At 68.3% G+C, this 20,253-nt stretch carries 16 protein-coding genes and 1 pseudogene; 14 read left to right on the top strand and 3 right to left on the bottom strand.

Translation table 11 applies throughout. The features are described from left to right. Positions 1-28 precede the first annotated feature (28 nt). Positions 29-979: a LysR substrate-binding domain-containing protein gene (locus HWX08_RS25265; protein ID WP_069261012.1), complete on the top strand. Its 951-nt coding sequence runs from the start codon at positions 29-31 to the stop codon at positions 977-979. A 135-nt stretch (positions 980-1,114) separates the two neighbouring features. On the opposite strand, the gene HWX08_RS25260 is transcribed toward HWX08_RS25265, so the two are convergent. Both HWX08_RS25260 and HWX08_RS25255 read right to left on the bottom strand, forming a co-directional pair. Then, entirely contained in the window at positions 1,115-1,759 is a 645-nt protein-coding gene (locus tag HWX08_RS25260) for a glutathione S-transferase family protein (RefSeq protein WP_069261013.1), read from the bottom strand. Between the two features lie 28 nt (positions 1,760-1,787). Further along, entirely contained in the window at positions 1,788-2,264 is a 477-nt protein-coding gene (locus HWX08_RS25255; RefSeq protein WP_174921010.1) for an OsmC family protein, read from the bottom strand. A 374-nt stretch (positions 2,265-2,638) separates the two neighbouring features. Here HWX08_RS25255 and HWX08_RS25250 point away from each other — a divergent pair, with 374 nt between their 5' ends. After that, the gene (locus tag HWX08_RS25250; RefSeq protein ID WP_174921011.1) at positions 2,639-4,744 is read left to right on the top strand and encodes a TonB-dependent siderophore receptor; all 2,106 of its coding nucleotides are present in this window, start codon (positions 2,639-2,641) and stop codon (positions 4,742-4,744) included. 135 nt (positions 4,745-4,879) lie between these two features. On the opposite strand, the gene HWX08_RS25245 is transcribed toward HWX08_RS25250, so the two are convergent. After that, positions 4,880-5,914: a LacI family DNA-binding transcriptional regulator gene (locus tag HWX08_RS25245; RefSeq protein ID WP_069261016.1), complete on the bottom strand. Its 1,035-nt coding sequence runs from the start codon at positions 5,912-5,914 to the stop codon at positions 4,880-4,882. Between the two features lie 189 nt (positions 5,915-6,103). On the opposite strand from HWX08_RS25245, the gene HWX08_RS25240 reads away from it, so the two are divergent. The 12 genes and pseudogenes from HWX08_RS25240 to HWX08_RS25185 all read left to right on the top strand — a co-directional run bounded on the left by HWX08_RS25240 (position 6,104) and on the right by HWX08_RS25185 (position 20,246). Further along, positions 6,104-7,252, top strand: a complete 1,149-nt coding sequence (locus HWX08_RS25240; protein WP_069261017.1) for an ABC transporter ATP-binding protein — start codon at positions 6,104-6,106, stop codon at positions 7,250-7,252. 9 nt (positions 7,253-7,261) lie between these two features. Then, positions 7,262-9,247, top strand: a complete 1,986-nt coding sequence (locus HWX08_RS25235; protein WP_174921012.1) for a beta-galactosidase — start codon at positions 7,262-7,264, stop codon at positions 9,245-9,247. A 64-nt stretch (positions 9,248-9,311) separates the two neighbouring features. Further along, entirely contained in the window at positions 9,312-10,571 is a 1,260-nt protein-coding gene (locus tag HWX08_RS25230) for an ABC transporter substrate-binding protein (RefSeq protein WP_174921013.1), read from the top strand. Between the two features lie 54 nt (positions 10,572-10,625). Then, positions 10,626-11,576 (top strand): carbohydrate ABC transporter permease, encoded by a 951-nt coding sequence (locus tag HWX08_RS25225; protein WP_174921014.1) that lies wholly within the window; start codon positions 10,626-10,628, stop codon positions 11,574-11,576. A 17-nt stretch (positions 11,577-11,593) separates the two neighbouring features. Then, positions 11,594-12,445, top strand: coding sequence for a carbohydrate ABC transporter permease (locus tag HWX08_RS25220; protein ID WP_069261021.1), 852 nt, complete (start codon positions 11,594-11,596; stop codon positions 12,443-12,445). A 148-nt stretch (positions 12,446-12,593) separates the two neighbouring features. Continuing rightward, a complete protein-coding gene (locus HWX08_RS25215) occupies positions 12,594-12,911 on the top strand; it encodes a hypothetical protein (RefSeq protein ID WP_174921015.1) in 318 nt (105 codons plus the stop codon). A gap of 55 nt (positions 12,912-12,966) precedes the next feature. Then, positions 12,967-13,283, top strand: a pseudogene (locus tag HWX08_RS25210) (hypothetical protein); the annotation flags it as partial. A gap of 15 nt (positions 13,284-13,298) precedes the next feature. Beyond that, complete coding sequence (locus HWX08_RS25205; RefSeq protein ID WP_174921016.1) at positions 13,299-13,703, top strand: GlcG/HbpS family heme-binding protein; 405 nt, start codon at positions 13,299-13,301, stop codon at positions 13,701-13,703. Positions 13,704-13,746: 43 nt separating this feature from the next. Next, a complete protein-coding gene (locus HWX08_RS25200; RefSeq protein WP_174921017.1) occupies positions 13,747-15,921 on the top strand; it encodes a malate synthase G in 2,175 nt (724 codons plus the stop codon). 574 nt (positions 15,922-16,495) lie between these two features. After that, positions 16,496-18,058 carry a sensor domain-containing diguanylate cyclase gene (locus tag HWX08_RS25195; protein WP_174921018.1) on the top strand — a complete coding sequence of 521 codons (1,563 nt, stop codon included), beginning with the start codon at positions 16,496-16,498 and terminating at the stop codon, positions 18,056-18,058. A gap of 129 nt (positions 18,059-18,187) precedes the next feature. Continuing rightward, entirely contained in the window at positions 18,188-19,570 is a 1,383-nt protein-coding gene (locus HWX08_RS25190; protein WP_069261027.1) for a cache domain-containing protein, read from the top strand. Positions 19,571-19,601: 31 nt separating this feature from the next. After that, a complete protein-coding gene (locus tag HWX08_RS25185; protein WP_069261028.1) occupies positions 19,602-20,246 on the top strand; it encodes a response regulator in 645 nt (214 codons plus the stop codon). Positions 20,247-20,253: the final 7 nt, after the last annotated feature.

The following is a 20,253-nucleotide window of genomic DNA, read 5'->3' as shown; positions in this document are numbered from 1 at the left end:
GATTCCGATATCGATATAAACCCGTACGATGCCCGAAGCCAGCCCGTGGGGAAATCGCGGCCGCCTGAAGACGCGCCAGCTCCTGCTGATCGTCGCGCTCGCCGACGAAGGCAGCATTCATCGCGCGGCGGCCGCGCTGAACATGACGCAGCCGGCCGCGTCGAAGCTGCTGCGCGAACTCGAGGAATCGATCGGCGCGGTGCTGTTCGAGCGCCTGCCGCGCGGGATGCGGCCGACGCTGTACGGCGACGCGCTGATCCGCCATGCGCGCGCGGCGCTCGGCAGTCTCGACCAGGCGCACGAGGAACTGGCCGCGCTGAAGGCCGGTCATCTCGGCCACGTGGCGGTGGGCGCGATCACGTCGCCGGGGCTGCGGCTCGTGCCGCCGGCCGTCGCGGCGGTGAAGGGCACGCATGCGGGGCTGCACGTGTCGGTCGAGATCGACACCAGCAACGTGCTGCTCGAACATCTGGCGCAGGACAAGATCGACATCGTGCTCGGCCGGCTCTCCGCCGAACACGACAAGCTGCGCCTGCGCTACGAGCCGCTGACCGGCGAATCGGTGGCCGCCGTCGTGCGACCCGGCCACCCGCTGCTCGCGCAGGCGCCGCTGTCGCTCGCCGACGTGCAACGCGCCGCGTGGGTCGTGCCGCCGGCCGGCAGCGTGCTGCGGCATCGCTTCGAACTCGTGTTCCAGCGCGCGAGCCTCGCACCGCCCGCGAACCTCGTGGAGACGGCCGCGCTACTGTTCATCACGCAGCTGATCGAGCAGAGCGACATGGTCGCGGTGCTCGCGGAGGACGTCGCGCGGTACTACGCGCGCCATGGCATCGTGTCGGTGCTGCCGCTGGAGATGGATTGCCGGATGGACGATTTCGGGCTCATCACGCGCACCGACCGGCTGCATTCGCCGGCCGTCGCGGTGATGGCCGATGCGATTCGGGCGGCTGCGCGGCAGGTGTACGGCGTCGCGCTGTGAGGCTGACGCCGGCCTCGAATACGCGACGTCATGGCCGCGGCCGTTTCCGCGTGGCCCGGCAGGCTGCGCACCGCACCGCGCACCACGTGACGCATGATGCGTGATGCGTGACGTACTGCCCGCCGTCGTCACGCATTACACCCAGGGCGGCGCGATCCCCTCGGTCTGCAACGCCCGCTGGATCGCCGCTCGCGCGAGCACCCGCTGCAGATAGCCGCCGAGTACCGGACGTTGCCGCGCCGGCTCGGCAAAGCCGCGCGTCCAGCGGCACAGCATCAGCGCATACGGATCGAGCACCGTGTAATGCGCGCCGAGCAGCCACGGGCCGCCGCTCGTTTCGAGCTGGCGTTCGAGCTGATCCAGCAGCGCGGCGATCTTCGCCTCCGCGTGCGCCTTCACTTGGGCGGCGCCCGCCGCGTTGCCCACGTCGACCCAGCGCTCCGGATAGAAATACGCGATCAGCGTCGCCTGCAGCGTGTTGGTGAGCCACATCAGCCATTTGTAGAGCTGCGCGCGTTCCGGCGTGCCGGGCTCGGGCGCAAGCCGCTGCCCGGGATGCGTATCGGCGAGATGCAGGCAGATCGCGGCGGCTTCGTACAGCACGAGGTCGCCGTCCACCAAAACCGGGATGAGGCCGTTCGGATTGAGCGCGAGGTAGTCGGGCGACTTGTGCCGATCGTGCGTGCGATCGACGAATTCGAGTTCGAACGGCTTGCCGATTTCTTCGAGCACGAAGTGCGGCGCCATGCTGGCATTGCCGGGGTAGTAGAAGAGCTTCATCGTCGTCTCCGTTTCGCTGTCGTCGGTCTCAGGCCGCGGCGAACGCGATCACGGGTTCGCAGCGAATCGGAAAGTTGACCGAGTTCGCGATGTAGCACTTCGCGTGTGCGTCGTGATGCAGATGCTCCGCCCGCTCGCGATCGTCGCCGGCCTGGATCGTCACGTGCGGGCGCAGCACGATTTCGGTGAAGCGGCCCGGCTCGGCGCTGTCGACCATCGTGCCTTCCGCATTGTCGACATAGGCGAGCACGCGGATGCCCGCATCGGAACACAGATGCAGATACCAGAGCTTGTGACACGCGGCTGCCGACGCGAGCAGCAGGTCTTCCGGATTCCAGCGCGCCGCGTCGCCGCGAAACGCCGCGTCCGACGAACCCGGAATGTCCGGCTTCGAACCGGCGCGGATCACGTGATCGCGATCGTACTCGCGATACCCCGACGTGCCGGTGCCGCGGTTGCCGGTCCACTCGACTGCCACGCGGTACTTGTGTTCGCCATGCGCCATCTCGCTCCCCTCTGCAATCGGATATGAGGCCGCCATTGTGTCACCGGAATGCCCGGCGCGAACGCAATGTCCGCGGCGTCCACGCGATGACGGTCGCGCATCCCGATCCGGCCCGACGCATCGTGATGCGGGTCGTCGAACGCAACCGAGGCCGGCCGGCAGCCGAGCGCGCTCGCGCATTGCCGGCCGCCATCACGCGGCAAGCCACCGGATCGGCCGGCCCCTTCCCCGCTCCCCGCAACACGGTTAACTTACGATTGCAAATAAATCTCATTTGCATTAGATTTCGGCGCGCAAATGAACTGTTTGGAACATAGACGTCGGCACGCGGTCATCGGCCCTGCCCGTACGCAGATCACTTCAAAGGACGGGGTATGAGCAGGAAGAACTGGGCGGCCGCACCGATGGCCATCGTCGTCGGCACGACCGGCCTGAGCGCCGCCGAGGCTCAGGAACCGTCGCTGCCCGCGATCGAAGTCTCCGGGCAGCGCACGACGGCGCCGTTTCGCGCGCCGGAATCGACGAGCGCGACGCGCACCGAGACGGACGTGATGGAGATTCCGTTCGCGGTCAGCAGCGTCGACAGGAAACTGATCCAGACCGTGGCCGCCACACGCGGCGCAGACCTGTACGACTGGGTCGCCGGCGTCGCGCGGCAAAACAACTTCGGCGGGCTGTGGGACAACTACGCGGTGCGCGGCTTCGCCGGCGACGGCAACACGTCCGGCACCGACTACCTCGTCAACGGTTTCTCGTGGAATCGCGGCATCAGCGTGCCGCGCGACACCGCCACGCTCGAGCGCATGGAAGTGCTCAAGGGGCCGGCGTCCGCGCTGTACGGCCGCGGCGATCCCGGCGGACTCATCAGCTACACGACGAAGCAGCCGCAGTTCGCACGCGCGACCACCGTCGGTGTGTCGGCCGGCAGCTACGGCGCATGGCGCCAGACGCTCGATTCGACCGGCCCCGTCACGAAGTCGCTCGCGTACCGCGTCATCGCGATGAACGAGGACAACGGCAGCTTCCGCGACACGGTGTCGAGCAAGCGCTACCTGTTCGCGCCGTCGTTCACGTGGGACATCGGCGCGGACACGACGCTGCACTATGAATTCGAGACCGTCCGCCAGCGCGCGCCGCTCGATCGCGGCGTGGTCGCGGTGAACGGGCAGCTCGGCGCGATTCCGGCATCGCGCTTCCTCGGCGAGCCGCGCGACGGCGACTACGACGTGCGCAACTCGGGCCACCAGTTCACGCTCGAACATCGCTTCAATGCCGACTGGTCGGTCAACGCCGGCTTTGCGCAGCGCGACACCGACCTGTCCGGCCGCTCGTCCGAAGCGTTCGCGCTGCAGCCGGACGGGCGCACGCTCTGGCGCCGCTACCGGCAGGTCGCGTTTCATTCGAACGACGTGCAAGGGCGCGTCGAGGTGGCCGGCAAGGCCCGCACCGCTGGCATCGGCCACACGTTCGTGATGGGCGTCGACGCCTATCGCTTCAACTACGACCAGTTCGTCGCGCGCTCGACGCCGACGGCCGCCGCGCCGTATGCGATCGACATCTTCGATCCGGTTTATGGCCAGCCGGCGCCCGTGCCGCGCACCGCGACGAACCTGCTCGAGCGCAACGACGGCCAGGGCCTGTACGCGCAGGACACGCTCGCGTTCGGGCCGCACTGGAAAGTGCTCGCCGGGCTGCGCTGGGACCGCTTTCACCAGTCGGTCGAAAATCGCCTGAAGGGTGTAACGACGACCCAGCTGCAAACGGCGCTGAGCCCGCGGCTCGGCATCGTGTACGAAGCCAGCCCCGCGCTGTCGCTCTACGCGAACACCGCGTATTCGTTCCGGCCGAACAACGGCGCCGACGTGAACGGCCAAGCGTTCGATCCGGAGAAGGGGCACGGCTACGAGGCCGGCGTGAAATGGGCCGGCACGCGCTCGCTCGCGACCGTTGCCGCGTTCTACGTGAACAAGCGCAACGTGCTGACCGCCGATCCGGCGAATGCCGGGTTCTCGCGTGCGGCCGGCGAAGTACGCAGCCGCGGCGTCGAATTCGAATGGAACGGCGAACTGGGCCATGGGTTGCGCGGCATCGTCAATCTTGCGTACGTCGATGCCCAGGTCACGCACGACAGCGTGCTGACGCCCGGCGCACGCCTCGTCGACATTCCGCGGCTGAGCGGCAGCGCGCTGCTGATGTACGAAACCGCGCTGCCGCTCGTCGACAAGGCCGGCGCGGGCGCGGGCGTGATCTACGTCGGACGCCGCGCGGGCAACACCGCGAACACGCAGGACGGCTTCGACCTGCCCGCTTACGCGACCGTGCAGCTCAACGGCTACGTGCAGGTCAACAAGCATCTGCGCGCATCGGTCGTGCTGAACAACCTGTTCAATCGCACGACCTACGTCAGCTCGTACAACAACCTGTGGGTCACGCCGGGCGCGCCGCGCAGCCTGTTCGCATCCGTCGCGTACTCGTTCTAGAACGGCAGGCCGACGTGCATCGCGCGCCGGACGCAAACCATGCGTGCGGTGCGCGAAAAGCAGTCACGCCGCAGACGTCACGGGCATGTCCACCGATTGCCCGCAACGTGCCAATGCCGCGCACGTCGACCCTCGCTAGAGGGCGGAGCGTCGCCCGGACACCGCCGCCGTCGTACCGCGCACCACCAGTCGCGGCAACGACGCGATCCGCACGCGCGACGCATCGTCGATCCGGCCACCCGCCTCGCGCAACGTATTGAGCAGTTCGACCGCGAGGCCGGCGGCCTCGGCGGTCGGGATCGCAACCGTTGTCAGCGTGGGCCGCGTGTCGCTCGCCAGATGAATGTCGGTAATCCCGACGATCGACAGATCGTCCGGCACACGCCGGCCGCGATCGGCCGCCGCATGCATCGCGCCGATCGCCGGCAGGTCGTTGGTCGCGACGAGCGCGGTCAACCGCGGGTGCGCATCGAGCAGCTGCCCCGCCGCGCGCCCGCCGCCTTCGATCGAATCGGGTTCGGCCGCGACGATCGACGCATCGAGCCCCGCTTCGCGCATCACGTCGACGAAGCCGTCGTAGCGCGCCGCCTGCACGCCGCTCGCCGACCCGCCGACGATCACGCCGATCCGCTCGTGGCCCAGTTCGAGCAGATGCCGCGTGGCGATCCGCCCCGCCTCGCGGAAATCGATCGCGACGCACGGCAAACCGTCGGGCGGCGCGTCGGGCCGCTCCCACAAGCACAGCACGACCGGTACGCCGCGCGCCGCCACGTCGCGCAGGTCCGGCAGGTGCAGGTTCGCGTTGGTCACGAGGATGCCTTCGGAGATCGTGCCGGCGATCTGGTCGAGATACGCGCGCCCCTGCAGCGGATCTTCGTTCGTATTGCAGACGATCAGGAACTGCCCGTTGCGCCGCACCGCCCGCTCGACCGCCAGTGCGAACTCCGGATAGAACGGATTCGCGATGCTCGACACCATCAGCGCGACCGTCGGCGCGCGCCCCTCCGCCAGCGCCCGCGCGGCGAGATGCGGCCGGTACCCGAGCGCCGCCACGGCTTCCAGCACCCGCGCACGCGTCGCGTCGCCCACCCGGCCGCGACCGCGCAGCACGTTCGACACGGTCGCGGCCGTCACGCCGGCGCGGCGCGCCACTTCATCCAGGGTTGCCATCGTTAGCTCACTATATGGGACGTCTATCCAGTATTTGCTTCGCTCACCGAAGCGGCGCACTATCGCCACACACCCTGCCGCCCGACCGACGGGCGCGACTCGGCCGCGATCGCATCGCCCCTTTTTTTGATCGCGATGATTAAGCGCTTAATCATTGATGACAGCGCATTAGAACATGGAGCGGAGACAATGGCGAGCATCTCGATGCGACGCGTGCAGAAAGCCTATGGCGATCACGCGCCGGTCATTCGCGACGTCGATCTGGAGATCGGCGCGCACGAGTTCTGCGTGTTCCTCGGGCCGTCCGGATGCGGCAAGTCGACGCTGCTGCGGATGATCGCCGGGCTCGAGGATCTGAGCGCGGGCGAGCTGTCGATCGACGGCCGCCGCGTCGACGACGTGCCGGCCGCCGAGCGCGGCGTCGCGATGGTGTTCCAGAGCTACGCGCTGTTTCCGCACATGACGGTCTACGAGAACATGGCGTTCGGGCTGAAGCTCGCGCGCGTGCCGAAAGCCGACATCGACCGGAAGGTGCGCGATGCCGCGCGCATCCTGCAGCTCGACACGCTGCTCGAGCGCAAGCCGAAGGCGCTGTCGGGCGGGCAGCGGCAGCGCGTCGCGATCGGCCGCGCGATCGTGCGCGAACCCGGCGTGTTCCTGTTCGACGAGCCGCTGTCGAATCTCGACGCCGCGCTGCGCGGCCAGACCCGCATCGAGATCGCGCGGCTGCACCGGCAGTTCGAACGCGCGAGCGTCGTCTACGTGACGCACGACCAGACCGAAGCGATGACGCTCGCCGACAAGATCGTGCTGCTGCACGCCGGCGCGGATACCGCGCAGCACGGCAGCATCGCGCAGGTCGGCGCGCCGCTCGACCTCTACCACCACCCGGCCAGCCGCTTCGTCGCGGGCTTCATCGGCTCGCCGCGCATGAACTTCCTGCCGGCCGTCGTGACCGCGTGCGACGCGCATCGCACGGTCGTCACGCTCGTGCCGTCCGGCGAAACCTTCACGCTGCCGCGCGACGGCTCGGCGCTTGGCGCCGGCGCCGCCGTGACGCTCGGCATCCGCCCCGAACACCTGACGCTCGGCGCCGCGCCCGACGCGACGACGCTCGCACGCGACGTCGCGCTCGTCGAACGCCTCGGCGAACAGACCTACGTGCACCTCGACCAGCCCGGCGGCAACTCGCTGATCGCGAAAGTGCCCGGCGACGCCCAGGTACGCAGAGGCGAGCGTGTGCTCGTGCAGACGCCGGCCGCGGCCTGCCATCTCTTCACCGAAGACGGCCGCGCGCTGCCCGCGTGCGCCGACGTCCACGTTCACCACTACGCATAAGGATCGGGCATGCGCCTCGGAGTCTGTTACTACCCGGAACACTGGCCGGAAACGATGTGGGCCGACGATGCCCGCCGGATGAAAGCGCTCGGCATCGAGCAGGTGCGGATCGCCGAATTCGCGTGGAGCCGTATCGAGCCGTCGCCCGGCGAATACGACTGGGGCTGGCTCGATCGCGCGGTCGACGTACTCGGCGCGGCCGGCCTCGAAATCGTGATGTGCACGCCCACCGCGACGCCGCCGAAATGGCTGGTCGACCGTCATCCGGACATCCTCGCGATCGGCGCGGACGGCCGGCCGCGCGCCTTCGGCTCGCGCCGTCACTACGACTTCTCGTCGCCGACCTATCTCGAAGCGTCGCGCACGATCTGCACGGCGGTCGCCGAACGCTACGGCCGCCACCCGGCCGTGCGCTACTGGCAGACCGACAACGAGCTCGGCTGCCACCAGACCGTCGTCAGTTATTCGCCAGCCGCGCTCGTGCGCTTTCGCGCATGGCTGAAGGCGCGCTACGGCACGATCGACGCGCTGAACCGCGCGTGGGGCACCGTGTTCTGGAGCATGGAGTATCGCCATTTCGACGAAGTCGACGCGCCCGTCGGCACCGTCACCGAGGCCCACCCGTCGCATCGCCTCGACTACCGGCGCTTCGCATCCGACGAGCTCGCGCGCTATCACCGGATGCAGGTCGACGTGATCCGCGCGCATTCGCCGGGCCGGCCGGTCGCGCACAACTTCATGCAGCTGTTCACCGAGTTCGACCATTACGAAGTGGCGCGCGACCTCGACGTCGCGACGTGGGACAGCTACCCGCTCGGCGCGCTCGAGGAGCTGTGGTTCGCGCCCGACGTGAAGGCGCGCTGGCTGCGCACCGGCCATCCCGATTTCGCATCGTTCAATCACGACCTGTACCGCGGCATGTCGAAGCTGCCGTTCTGGGTGATGGAGCAGCAGCCCGGCCCCGTGAACTGGGCGCAATGGAACCCCGCGCCGCTGCCGGGCATGGTGCGCCTGTGGAGCTGGGAGGCGTTCGCGCACGGCGCCGGCTGCGTATCGTACTTCCGCTGGCGGCAGGCGCCGTTCGCGCAGGAGCAGATGCACGCGGGCCTGCACACACCCGACGACAAGCTCGACGAAGGCGGCCGCGACGCGCAGCGCGTCGCACGCGAGATCGCGGCCGTGCACGACGCCGGCGTGGATGCGGACGGCGCGGTGCGCGCGAGCGTCGCGCTGGTCTTCGACTACGACGCGAAGTGGCTGCTCGAAGTGCAGCCGCAGGGCGCCGATTTCCATTACCCGCGCGTCGCGTTCGAGTATTACTCGGCGTTGCGTTCGCTCGGCCTCGACGTCGATATCGTGTCGGCGCACGCGCCGCTCGACGGTTACCGCCTCGTCGTCGTGCCGCCGCTGCCGGTAGTGCCGGACGATTTCGCCGAACGGCTCGCCGCGTCGGGCGCGCAGGCGGTGCTCGGGCCGCGCACCGGTTCGAAGACCGTCGACCTGCAGATCCCGCCGACGCTGCCGCCCGGCCCGCTCGCGTCGATCCTGCCGGTGCGCGTGTGGCGCGTCGAATCGCTGCGGCCGAACGTGACCGAGCGCATCGACGGCACGCTGCGCGACGGCACACCGCTCACGGGCGCCGCACGCCACTGGCGCGACTTCGTCGAGCTGCACGACGACACGCGCAGCGTCGTCCGTGCGCGCTTCGCCGACGGTCACCCGGCCTGCGTGTCGCACGGCACGCTGCACTACTGGGCCGCGCTGTTCGACGACGCGACCACCGCCCGGCTGTTCGCCGACGTCGCGGCCGAAGCCGGCCTCGCGCCGACGCCGCTCGGCGACGGCGTGCGCGTGAGCCGGCGCGGCGGCCTGACCTACGTGTTCAACTATGGCGCGACGCCGCACACGATCGACGCGGTACCGCCGTCCGCGTTCGTGCTCGGCGCCGCGCAAGTCGGGCCGCAAGACGTGGCCGTGTATCGAAGCCGACCGTAGCCCCCCGCCACCGGCGCCACGACGCGCCGGTCACGCACAACGACACACTGGACTGGAGACACGCATGACACATCGCCCCCTTCGCGCCGCCGCCCGGCTCGCCACGGCAGCCGCCATCGCTTTCGCATCGCTCGGCATGACGGCGCCCGCCGATGCCGGCACGCTGACGATCAACATCGCGTTCAAGGGCGCCAGCCAGCGCACGGTCTGGCAGTCGACGCTCGACGCGTTCCGCAAGGCACATCCGGACATCGACGTGAAAGCGACCTTCGTCGACGAGGAAGCGTACAAGGTGCAGCTCCCCGCATGGCTCACGACCGTCGCGCCGGACGTCGTGAACTGGCACGCCGGCGAACGGATGGCGTACTACGCGAAGCGCGGGCTGTTCGAGGACCTGAGCGGCGACTGGACGAAGAACGGCTGGGGCACGATGTATGCGTCGACGCGCGATGCATCGTCGTACAACGGCAAGCAGTACGCGGCGCCGACCGTCTACTACTCGTGGGGGCTGTTCTACCGCAAGGACCTGTTCCGCAAGGTCGGCATCGCCGACGAGCCGAAGACGTGGGACCAGTTTCTCGACGCGTGCAGGAAGCTGAAGGCGGCCGGCATCACGCCGATCGCGATCGGCGGCCGCGATGCGTGGACGCTCGCCGGCTGGTTCGACTATCTCGACCTGCGGCTGAACGGCAACGCGTTCCACCAGCAACTGATGGCCGGCGACGTGCCGTACACCGACCCACGCGTGAAGAAGGTCTACACGACGTGGAAATCGCTGATCGATGCCGGCTACTTCATCGACAACGCGCTGTCCTACGATCTCGACGGCGCGCAGCCGTTCCTGTTCCAGGGCAAAGCCGCGATGATGCTGATGGGCACCTTCATCGCGGCGGGTTTTCCGCCGAGCGTGAAGCAGGAAATGGGCTACTACCGCTTTCCGATCATCGACCCGAAGGTGCCGACCGCCGAGGACGGCCCGGTCGAATCGCTGCATATCCCGACGAAGGCGAAGAACAAGGCCGACGCGCACACGTTCCTCGCGTTCGTCGAAACGCCCGAGATGGGCGCGAAGCTCGCGGAAGGGCTCGGTTCGCTGTCGGCCAACAGCAAGTCTCCCGAACCTGCCGATCCGATCTCGCGCATCGGCTTCCGGATCCTCGCCGACACGAAAGGCGGCGTCGCGCAGTTCTACGACCGCGACATGACGAAGGAAATGGCCGACGAGGGGATGAAGGGCATGCAGCAGTTCCTGGCCAATCCCGCGCAGCTCGATACGGTGCTCGCGCAACTCGAACAGACCCGCAAGCGCATCTACAAGAAGTGAGCGCGTGACCCAACCGGCGGCCCCGTGCCGCCGCGCCCGTTCAGGAGGCTTGCCGTGTCCAGTCCGATCACGTCCACCCCGCCCGCCGGTGCCGGTGCCGCGCCGCCGCCGCGCGGCACATCCGCCGCCGCACCGCACGCACGCCGCCCGTCGCCCGCCGTGCGGCGGCAGCGGCGTGCCGCGTGGCTCTTTCTCGCGCCGGCCTGCGCGATGGTTGCCGTCTATGTGATCTGGCCGATCCTGTCGACGCTTTGGCTGAGCCTGTACAACTGGGACGGGATGACCGAGCGCACCTTCGTCGGTCTCGCGAACTACGCCGAGCTGCTGCAGGCGCCGACGTTCTACACCGCGTTGCGCAACAACGTGATCTGGCTCGCGCTCTTCATGCTCGCGCCGCCGCTCGGCCTCGCGCTCGCGTTGTATCTGAACCAGGCCGTGGCCGGCATCCGGCTCGTGAAGTCGCTGTTCTTCGCGCCGTTCGTGCTGTCCGGTGTGGTGGTCGGCCTGATCTTCTCGTGGTTCTACGATCCGACGTTCGGGCTGCTCGCGCTGATCGCCGGCCACGGCATCCCCGTGCTCGGCGATGCGCGCTACGCGACGTTCGGCATCGTATTCGCCGCGCTGTGGCCGCAGACCGCGTACTGCATGATCCTGTACCTCACCGGCCTCACGTCGCTCAACCCGGAACAGATCGAAGCCGCGCGGATGGAAGGCGCGCGCGGCTTCGCGCTGCTGTGGCACGTCGTGCTGCCGCAACTGCGGCCGACCACCTTCATGGCGATCGTCGTCACGGTGATCGGCGCACTGCGCAGCTTCGACCTGATCTCGGTGATGACGAGCGGCGGCCCGTTCGAAAGCTCGACCGTGCTTGCGTATTACATGTACGACCAGGCGATCAAGTATTACCGGCTCGGCTATTCCGCGTCGATTGCGGTCGTGCTGTTCGCGATCATGCTCGTCTACATCGTGTTCCAGTTGCGCCGCCTGCTGCGCAACGAGCAATAACCTGACCGGTGGCCATCATGTTTCCGACTCCCGTTGCCCAATGGAAGCCCGTCTCGCGCAGGCTGTACAAGCTGTCGCTGCCCGTCGCGCTGCTGATCTGGCTGCTGCCGATGATCGCGGTGTTCGTCACGTCGGTGCGCTCGACCGAGGAACTGGTCGAAGGCCACTACTGGGGCTGGCCGCGGCACTTCTCGATGATCGAGAACTATCGCGACGCGCTGACGACGTCGCCGATGCTGCATTACTTCTGGAACAGCGTGCAGATCACGGTGCCTTCCGTCGTCGGGTCGATCGCGCTCGCGGCGATGGCCGGCTTTGCGCTGGCGACCTACCGGTTTCGCGGGAGTACCGCGCTGTTCGGGACGTTCGTTGCCGGCAACTTCGTGCCGGTGCAGGTGCTGATGATTCCGGTGCGGGATCTGTCGCTCAGGCTCGGCGTGTTCAACACGGTCGAGGCGCTGATCCTGTTTCACGTCGCGTTCCAGACGGGGTTCTGCACGCTGTTTCTGCGCAACTTCATCAAGCAGTTGCCGTTCGAGTTGATCGAGGCGGCGCGGATCGAAGGGGCGGGCGAATGGACGGTGTTCTGGAAGATCGTGTTGCCGTTGATCCGGCCGGCGCTCGCTGCGTTGGCGATTCTCGTCTTTACGTTCGTGTGGAACGACTACTTCTGGGCGCTGTGTCTGACGCAAGGCGACGAGGCCGCGCCGATCACGGCGGGTGTGGCCGCGCTGAAGGGGCAGTGGACGACTTCGTGGAATCTTGTTTCGGCCGGATCGATCCTGGCCGCGCTGCCGTCGGTCGCGATGTTCTTCGCGATGCAGAAGCATTTCGTGGCAGGGCTGACGTTTGGTGCGACCAAAGGCTGAGCGCGCAGCCCCGCGTATTCGTATCTCCCCCTCCGCATCGTGAGGTTGCCCGCTTCGGCGGGCTTTTTTTGTTATTCCGAAGGACCTGTTTGTCCCTAGCAAGCTGTTGCACTTCGAAGCCAGCGACGACGCGCGGTTGAACCGGCCCATGGCGCTCTATTACGCCGCGCACGGCGAGGCGTCGATCAGTCGTCGCGTGGTAGCCGGCGACGCGGCGCAATGGTGGCGCAAGGAAAGTCTGGTCAATCCGGTTCCGCTCGCCGATGTCGTGTTTCCTTCCACGCCGCTCGAACTGGACACGTTGATCCTGGACGACAAGACCGTGTCCGGCCGGCCTACGCGGCGGTGCTATTACAGCCATACTCAGTTCAACCTGGGCTGGCTGGATTCGGGCCCGCGCAACGGCCCATCAGAGGACGACCGTGACCGATGCGATCCCTATCCGGCGCAGGCGCAGGCCGAGTGATCGTCGGGTCGATCTCGTCGACGCATTTCGCTGCCGGGCCGCATCCGGCGGCCTGATCGAAGCCGGCGCGGAAGCGATCGTGCTGACGGCGAGCGGCTGCGGCGCGTTCGTGCAGGAATACGGCGACCTGTTGCGCTCCGACCCCGTCTATGCGGAAAAAGCGCAACGTATGAGCGCGCTCGCGCGCGATCTCGCCGAGGTCGTCGCGGCCGAGCCGCTCGACGCGCTGGCCGGCTCGAGGCGCGCGAAGCCGCGCGACCGGATTTGATTGTCACGGCGAATATGGGGTGCCAGACTCACCTGAACGGCGCGGGCCGCACGCCGGTGCGCCACTGGATCGAGCTCGTCGACACCCCCTCGTCAACCGACTGATTCCGGAGGAATGCCATGCAGATGAAACCCGAACTCGAACTCGCCGATGCCGAGCGCATGCTCGCCGCCGCCCGCGCGGAGGCGGAACGTCACGGCTGGGCCGTGTCGATCGCCGTCGTCGACGACGGCGGCCACCTGCTCGCGTTCGCGCGCCTGGACGGCGCATCGGCGGCCAGCGCCACCATCGCGCAGGACAAGGCGCGCGCGGCGGCGCTGGGCCGGCGCGAGACGAAGGCGTATGAGGATATGATCAACGGTGGCCGCACCGCGTTTCTGAGCGCGCCGCTGACGGGGTTGCTCGAAGGCGGCGTGCCGGTCGCGGTCGGCGGCCGGATCGCGGGCGCGATCGGTGTGTCTGGCGTAAAGTCCGAACAGGACGCGCAGATCGCCCGCGCCGGCACACAAAGCGTCGCGGCGTGACCAGCCAAAGCCGCGCGCGCATTTTTCCCCGGGAGGAATCACGATGATCGACCAAGCAGGACTGCAAGTCGCACCCGCGCTGAGCCAGTTCATTGAAAACGAAGCGCTGCCGGGCACCGGCATCGACAAGGCCGCGTTCTGGAGCGGCTTCTCGGCCCTGGTGCACGACCTGGCGCCGCGCAACCGCGAACTCCTTGCGGAACGCGACCGTCTGCAGCAGGAACTCGACACCTGGCACCGCGCGCACCCCGGCCCCGTGCGCGACCACGCCGCGTATCGCGCGTTCCTCGAACGCATCGGCTATCTCGTGCCGGTCCCGTCGAACGTCGCGGCAGCCACCGCGAACGTCGACAGCGAGATCGCCACGCAGGCCGGCCCGCAGCTCGTCGTGCCGCTGTCGAACGCGCGCTACGCGCTGAACGCCGCGAACGCCCGCTGGGGCAGCCTGTACGACGCGCTGTACGGCACCGATGCGCTGCCCGAAGACGGCGGCGCCGAACGCACGTCGGCATACAACCCGACGCGCGGCCAGCGCGTGATCGACTACGCGCGCAACGTGCTCGACAACGCCGCGCCGCTCGCGAGCGGCTCGCACCGCGACGCGCTGCGCTATCGCGTGCAGGACGGCCAGCTTGCCGTCGAAACCGCGAAAGGCGTCGTGCACCTCGCGCAACCGGCGCAGTTCGTCGGCTACCAGGGCGCGGCCGGCGCGCCGTCCGCGATCCTGCTGAAGCACAACGGCCTGCACCTCGAGATCCAGATCGATGCGTCGACGCCGATCGGCCGCGCCGATCTCGCGCACGTGAAGGACGTCGTGCTCGAAGCCGCGGTCAGCACGATCATCGACTGCGAGGATTCGGTCGCGGCGGTGGACGCCGACGACAAGGTCCAGCTCTACCGCAACTGGCTCGGGCTGATGCAGGGCACGCTGGTCGAAGAGGTCGCGAAGGGCGGCAAGACCTTCACGCGTCGCCTGAACGCCGACCGCGAGTACACGACGCCCGCCGGCGGCACGCTGTCGCTGCACGGCCGCTCGCTGCTGTTCGTGCGCAACGTCGGCCACCTGATGACCAACGGCGCGGTGCTCGACCGCGACGGCAACGAGATTCCGGAAGGGATCCTCGACGGCGTCGTCACGGTGCTGTGCGCGCTGCACGACCTGAAGGCGAAGCGCAACTCGCGCACCGGCTCGATCTACATCGTGAAGCCGAAGATGCACGGCCCGGACGAAGTCGCGTTCGCCGACATGCTGTTCGCGCGCATCGAGGATCTGTACGGCCTGCCGCGCAACACGCTGAAGATGGGCATCATGGACGAGGAGCGCCGCACGAGCGTGAACCTCGCCGCGTGTATCGCCGCGGCCGCCGCGCGCGTGGCGTTCATCAACACCGGCTTCCTCGACCGCACCGGCGACGAGATGCACACCGCGATGGAAGCGGGCCCGATGATCCGCAAGGGCGACATGAAGTCGTCGGCGTGGATCCAGTCGTACGAGCGCAACAACGTGCTCGCGGGCCTGTCGGCCGGGCTGCGCGGCCGCGCACAGATCGGCAAGGGGATGTGGGCGATGCCGGACCTGATGAACGCGATGCTCGAACAGAAGATCGCGCATCCGCGCGCCGGCGCGAACACCGCATGGGTGCCGTCGCCGACCGCCGCGACGCTGCACGCGCTGCACTACCATCTCGTCGACGTGCAGGCCGTCCAGCAGGAACTCGAAAAGACGCCGTACGCGAGCGAGCGCGACGCGCTGCTCGAAGGGCTGCTGACGGTGCCGGTCGTCGAGCGCGCGCAGTGGAGCGACGCCGAGATCCTGAGCGAAGTCGAGAACAACGCGCAAGGCATCCTCGGCTACGTCGTGCGCTGGGTGGAACAGGGCGTCGGCTGCTCGAAGGTGCCGGACATCCACGACATCGGCCTGATGGAAGACCGCGCGACGCTGCGCATCTCGAGCCAGCACATCGCGAACTGGCTGCGCCACGGCGTGATCACCGAAGCATTCGTGCTCGACGTGTTCAAGCGGATGGCGCGTGTCGTCGACCAGCAGAACGCCGGCGACCCGAACTATCGCCCGATGGCGCCCGACTACGACCGGTCGACCGCGTTCCAGGCCGCGTGCGCGCTCGCGCTGCAGGGCACGTCGCAACCGAGCGGCTATACCGAGCCGCTGCTGCACCGGTTCCGGCTCGCGTTCAAGGCACGGCAACACGGCGCCTGAGCACGGGCGGGCTGCGGGCTCCCGGCATGTCGGGAGCCCGCAAGCCCCGTACTCCGGCTTCACGAAACGGGCGGTCGCAACGGCCGCCCGTTTTCATATTCGCGTTCGCCCGACCGTTGAATCGAATAATCGGCACATACCGGATGCGTTCATTTTTCGCGTTGGCGTGCCGTTAACCAGGGGAAATCGGCGGCGGCATCCCGCGCGCCACGGCTCCTCATGCCGCGAAGCCTTGCGCCGCAACGCGCTGCCCGATATTCGCAAGCCCGGGTATTCACCGTAATTTGACCCGGATCAACGGTTCGCAACATTTTCCGCGCGCGCGGACGTGCGCGCTATACTCCGTTGGATTCGCGCTCCCCGATTCGTCGGATCGTCGAATCGGCGCGGATGTCACCGATGAACGTTTGATTTACCGGTATATCTGGCCGCGATTCCCGATAATCGGTATCCATTTTCTCCGCCGCCCGGCAGGCAGGCTCGAAATGGCTGCATCACGGCTCGACGCCGACACGTCATACGAACAATCGCATCGGCCCGCCTCCCGGCGGCAATCCCCAACGATCCACTGACCATGGCAGAAACCGACTACGCAATGCCCGGCGCAACCGGCCTGACGAGCCGGATCGCCGCTCACCTGCGACGGTTCCTGCTGCCGCACCGGATCTTCTATGCGGGGCTGCTGATCGCGCTGCTCCTGCTGATCCTGTGCGGGATCGTGCTGTACGAAGGCCGCATCGACGCGCGCGACCGCGCAGCCGCGATGCAGCAGAACCTCGCGCTGATGGCGTCGTGGGACATCGAGCGCAACATCGAAATCTATTCGCTGTCGCTGCAGGCCGTCGTCGAGGGCGAGAACGACCCCGATGTCATCAAGCTGCCGATGCCGCTGCGCCGCCAGGTGCTGTTCGATCGCGCGACGACCGCCAAGTACCTCGGCGGCATCTACGTGCTCGACGCGAAGGGCGACATCGCGGTCGACGGCAAGAGCGACGTGCCGCGCAAGGCCAACTTCGCCAACGAGCCGTACTTCACCGTGCACCGCGACCGCGCCGACGTCGGCCTGTACGTCAGCCCGCCGTATTTTTCGCGGCTGCGCGGCGGCTCGCCGAGCATCGCGCTCAGCCGGCGGATCACGAGGCCCGACGGCTCGTTCGGCGGCGTCGCCGTGATGTCGATCCGGCTCGAATATTTCCAGAACCTGTTTTCACGGCTGTCGCTGGGCGACCGCGGCTCGATCGCGCTGATCAATACCGATGGCAAGATGCTCGCGCGCGAGCCGTACGACCCGAAGATCGTCGGCCGCGACATCAGCCGCGCCAGCACGTTCCGGCGCTTCATGACCGCCAGCGAAGGCAGCTTCGCCGACACCGCGTCGATCGACGGCGTGCGACGCCTGTACGTGTTCCGGCACCTCGAGCACCTGCCGCTCATCATCATGGTCGCGCGCTCGGAAGCCGATACCTACGCCGCGTGGCACGACCGTGCGATTCCGATCGGCTCCGCGATGGTCGCGCTCGCGATCGGCTTCGTCGGCCTGTCGCTGCTGCTCGACGTGCAGTTGCGCAAGCGCCACCGCGCGGAAACCGAGCTGCAGGCGCTCGCGCGCACCGACGGCCTCACGGGCCTCGACAACCGCCGGATGCTCGACGTCACGCTCGAGCGCGAATGGCGCCGTGCCGCGCGCTCGCAGCACGCGCTGTCGCTGCTGTTCATCGACGTCGACTACTTCAAGCGCTACAACGACACGCAGGGGCACCAGGCCGGCGACGACGCGCTCGCCGCGGTCGGCCACTGCATCGCCGGGTGCCTGCGCCGCCCGGCCGATTACGCGGCGCGCTACGGCGGCGAGGAGTTCGTCGTCGTGCTGCCGGACGTCGACACGAACGGTGCGGCGGCGATCGCCGAGACGATCCGCACGGGTGTCCTCGATCTCGGCATCCGGCACGACGCCGCCGCGACGGGGCGCCTGACGGTGAGCATCGGCGTGACGACCAGCTATCCCGAATGCGACGACGACATGCAGGCCGCGCTGAAGATGGCCGACGACGCGCTGTATCGCGCGAAGGAAGGCGGGCGCAACCGCATCGTCGTGCACACGGCCGCGTCCGGCGGCCTCGCTGCACGGCAGGCCTGAGCGGCCGGGCGCCGGGCGACCGCCGTCGCCGCCCGTGCGCAAAATCGCCGACAATGTCGCCTCGACACGCCGCCGTGCGGCTGACGCGCCCGGCTGGCCCGCGCGGGAGCGCGGCCGCTTCGCACCACCATGAGACTCAAGGCAAAGATCTTCCTTCTGGCCATCGTGCCGTTCCTGCTCGCGATCGCCGGCATCGGCTTCGGCGTGCGCCAGCAGGCGACGTCCCTCGCGCGCACGCAGCACGCGACGATCCAGGCCGCGTACCTGTCGAGCAAGGAAGTCGAGCTGAAGCACTACGTCGAGCTCGCGACGAGCGCGATCATGCCGCTCTACGACGCCAGCGGCCGCAATGCGCGCGACGATGCGCTGCTGCGCACGCAGGCGCTCGCGATGCTGCAGAAGATGGATTTCGGCCCCGACGGCTATTTCTTCGTGTACGACCTGCACGGCAATTCGCTGATGCATCCGCGCGAGCCCGAGCGCGTCGGCCACAACTACTGGTCGATGCGCGACCCGCAGGGCGCGCTGACGATCCAGAAGCTGATCGGCGCGGCGTCGAGCGGCGGCGGCTACGTGCGCTACGCGTGGCAGCGGCCGTCGACGGGCCGCGTCGCGCCGAAGCTCGGCTATGTCGTCGCGCTCGAACGCTGGGGCTGGATGGTCGGCACCGGCATCTATCTCGACGACGTCGACACCGCGCTGCAGCGCATCGACGCGCGCGCGTCCGCGAACATCGAGCGCACGATGAGCTGGCTCACCGCGATCGCGCTCACGGGCGCGGCTGCGATCGCCGTGTGCGCGCTGGTGCTGAACGTCAGCGAGTCGCGCAGCGCCGACGCGAAGCTCAAGCTGCTCGCGCAGCGCGTCGTCGAATCCCAGGAACAGGAACGGGCGCGGCTGTCGCGCGAGCTGCATGACGGGATCAGCCAGATGATGGTGTCGGCGAAGCTGATGCTCGAATCCGCGCTCGCGCGCTTCGAACGCGGCTCGGCGCGCGTGCCCGAAGCCGAGCAGGCGCTGGCATCGGGCGTCGTGCGCCTCGGCGACACGCTGCGCGAGGTGCGGCGCATCTCGCACGCGCTGCGCCCCGCGATGCTCGACGATCTCGGCCTCGCGGCCGCACTCGAACAACTGGTGCGCGAGCTGGGTGCCGAAAGCGGCATCGACATCGGCTATACGCAGGTCGCGCACAGCGGCACCCGGCCTTTGCCCGCGCCGGTCAACACCGCGCTGTTCCGGATCGCGCAGGAAGCGCTGAGCAACATCGTGCATCATGCGCGGGCGTCGCGCGCGGCCGTCACGCTCGACGTCGGCGCGCAATCCGTCACACTGACCATCGCCGACAACGGCTGCGGCTTCGATGCCGAACGCTCGCAGGCCGACGCGCGCCGCGGCATCGGCCTGCGCAACATGCGCGAGCGTCTCGACGCGCTCGGCGGCACGCTGACGATCGCGTCGCAGGTCGGCCACACGATCGTCGCCGCGCGCGTGCCGCTGCCCGCCGCCGCGTGACGGCGCACCCCTAACAGGAGACCTTTCACGCATGAGCGCCCCCGACACCGCCCGGCCCGTCGCCCGACTGCTGCTCGTCGACGATCATCCGCTCGTGCGCGACGGCTTGCGGATGCGGCTCGAAGCGGCCGATCTGTCCGTCGTCGGCGAAGCCGGCAACGCCGACGAGGCGCTCGCGCTCGCGGCGTCGCTCGAACCGGATCTCGCACTGATGGACGTCGGCATGAACGGGATGAACGGCATCACGCTCGCGGGCGTATTCCACGAGCGCTTTCCGGGCATTCGCGTGCTGATGCTGTCGATGCACGACAACATCGAATACGTGACGCAGGCCGTGCGCGCCGGCGCGAGCGGCTATCTGCTGAAGGATTCGCCCGCGAGCGAGATCGTGCGCGCGATCGGCGCGGTGCTGGCCGGCCAGACGTTCTTCAGCGAAGGGCTGGCCGCGCGGATGATCCACGCGAGCGCGACCGCGTCGCCGCTCGACCGGCTCACGCCGCGCGAACGCGACATCCTCGACGCGCTGGCCGAGGGACTATCGAGCAAGCAGATCGCGCAGCAGACGGGGCTGTCGGTGCGCACGGTCGAGACGCACCGGCTCAATCTGAAGCGCAAGCTGGAGATCGAAGGGCAGGCCGAGCTGATCAAGTTCGCGGTCGAGCATCGGCGGAAGTAGGCCCATC

The organism is Burkholderia metallica (assembly GCF_902832845.1).
GTDB lineage: Bacteria > Pseudomonadota > Gammaproteobacteria > Burkholderiales > Burkholderiaceae > Burkholderia > Burkholderia metallica.
Note: the sequence above shows the minus strand (reverse complement) of the source record. Positions and strands in the feature narration are given on the sequence as shown.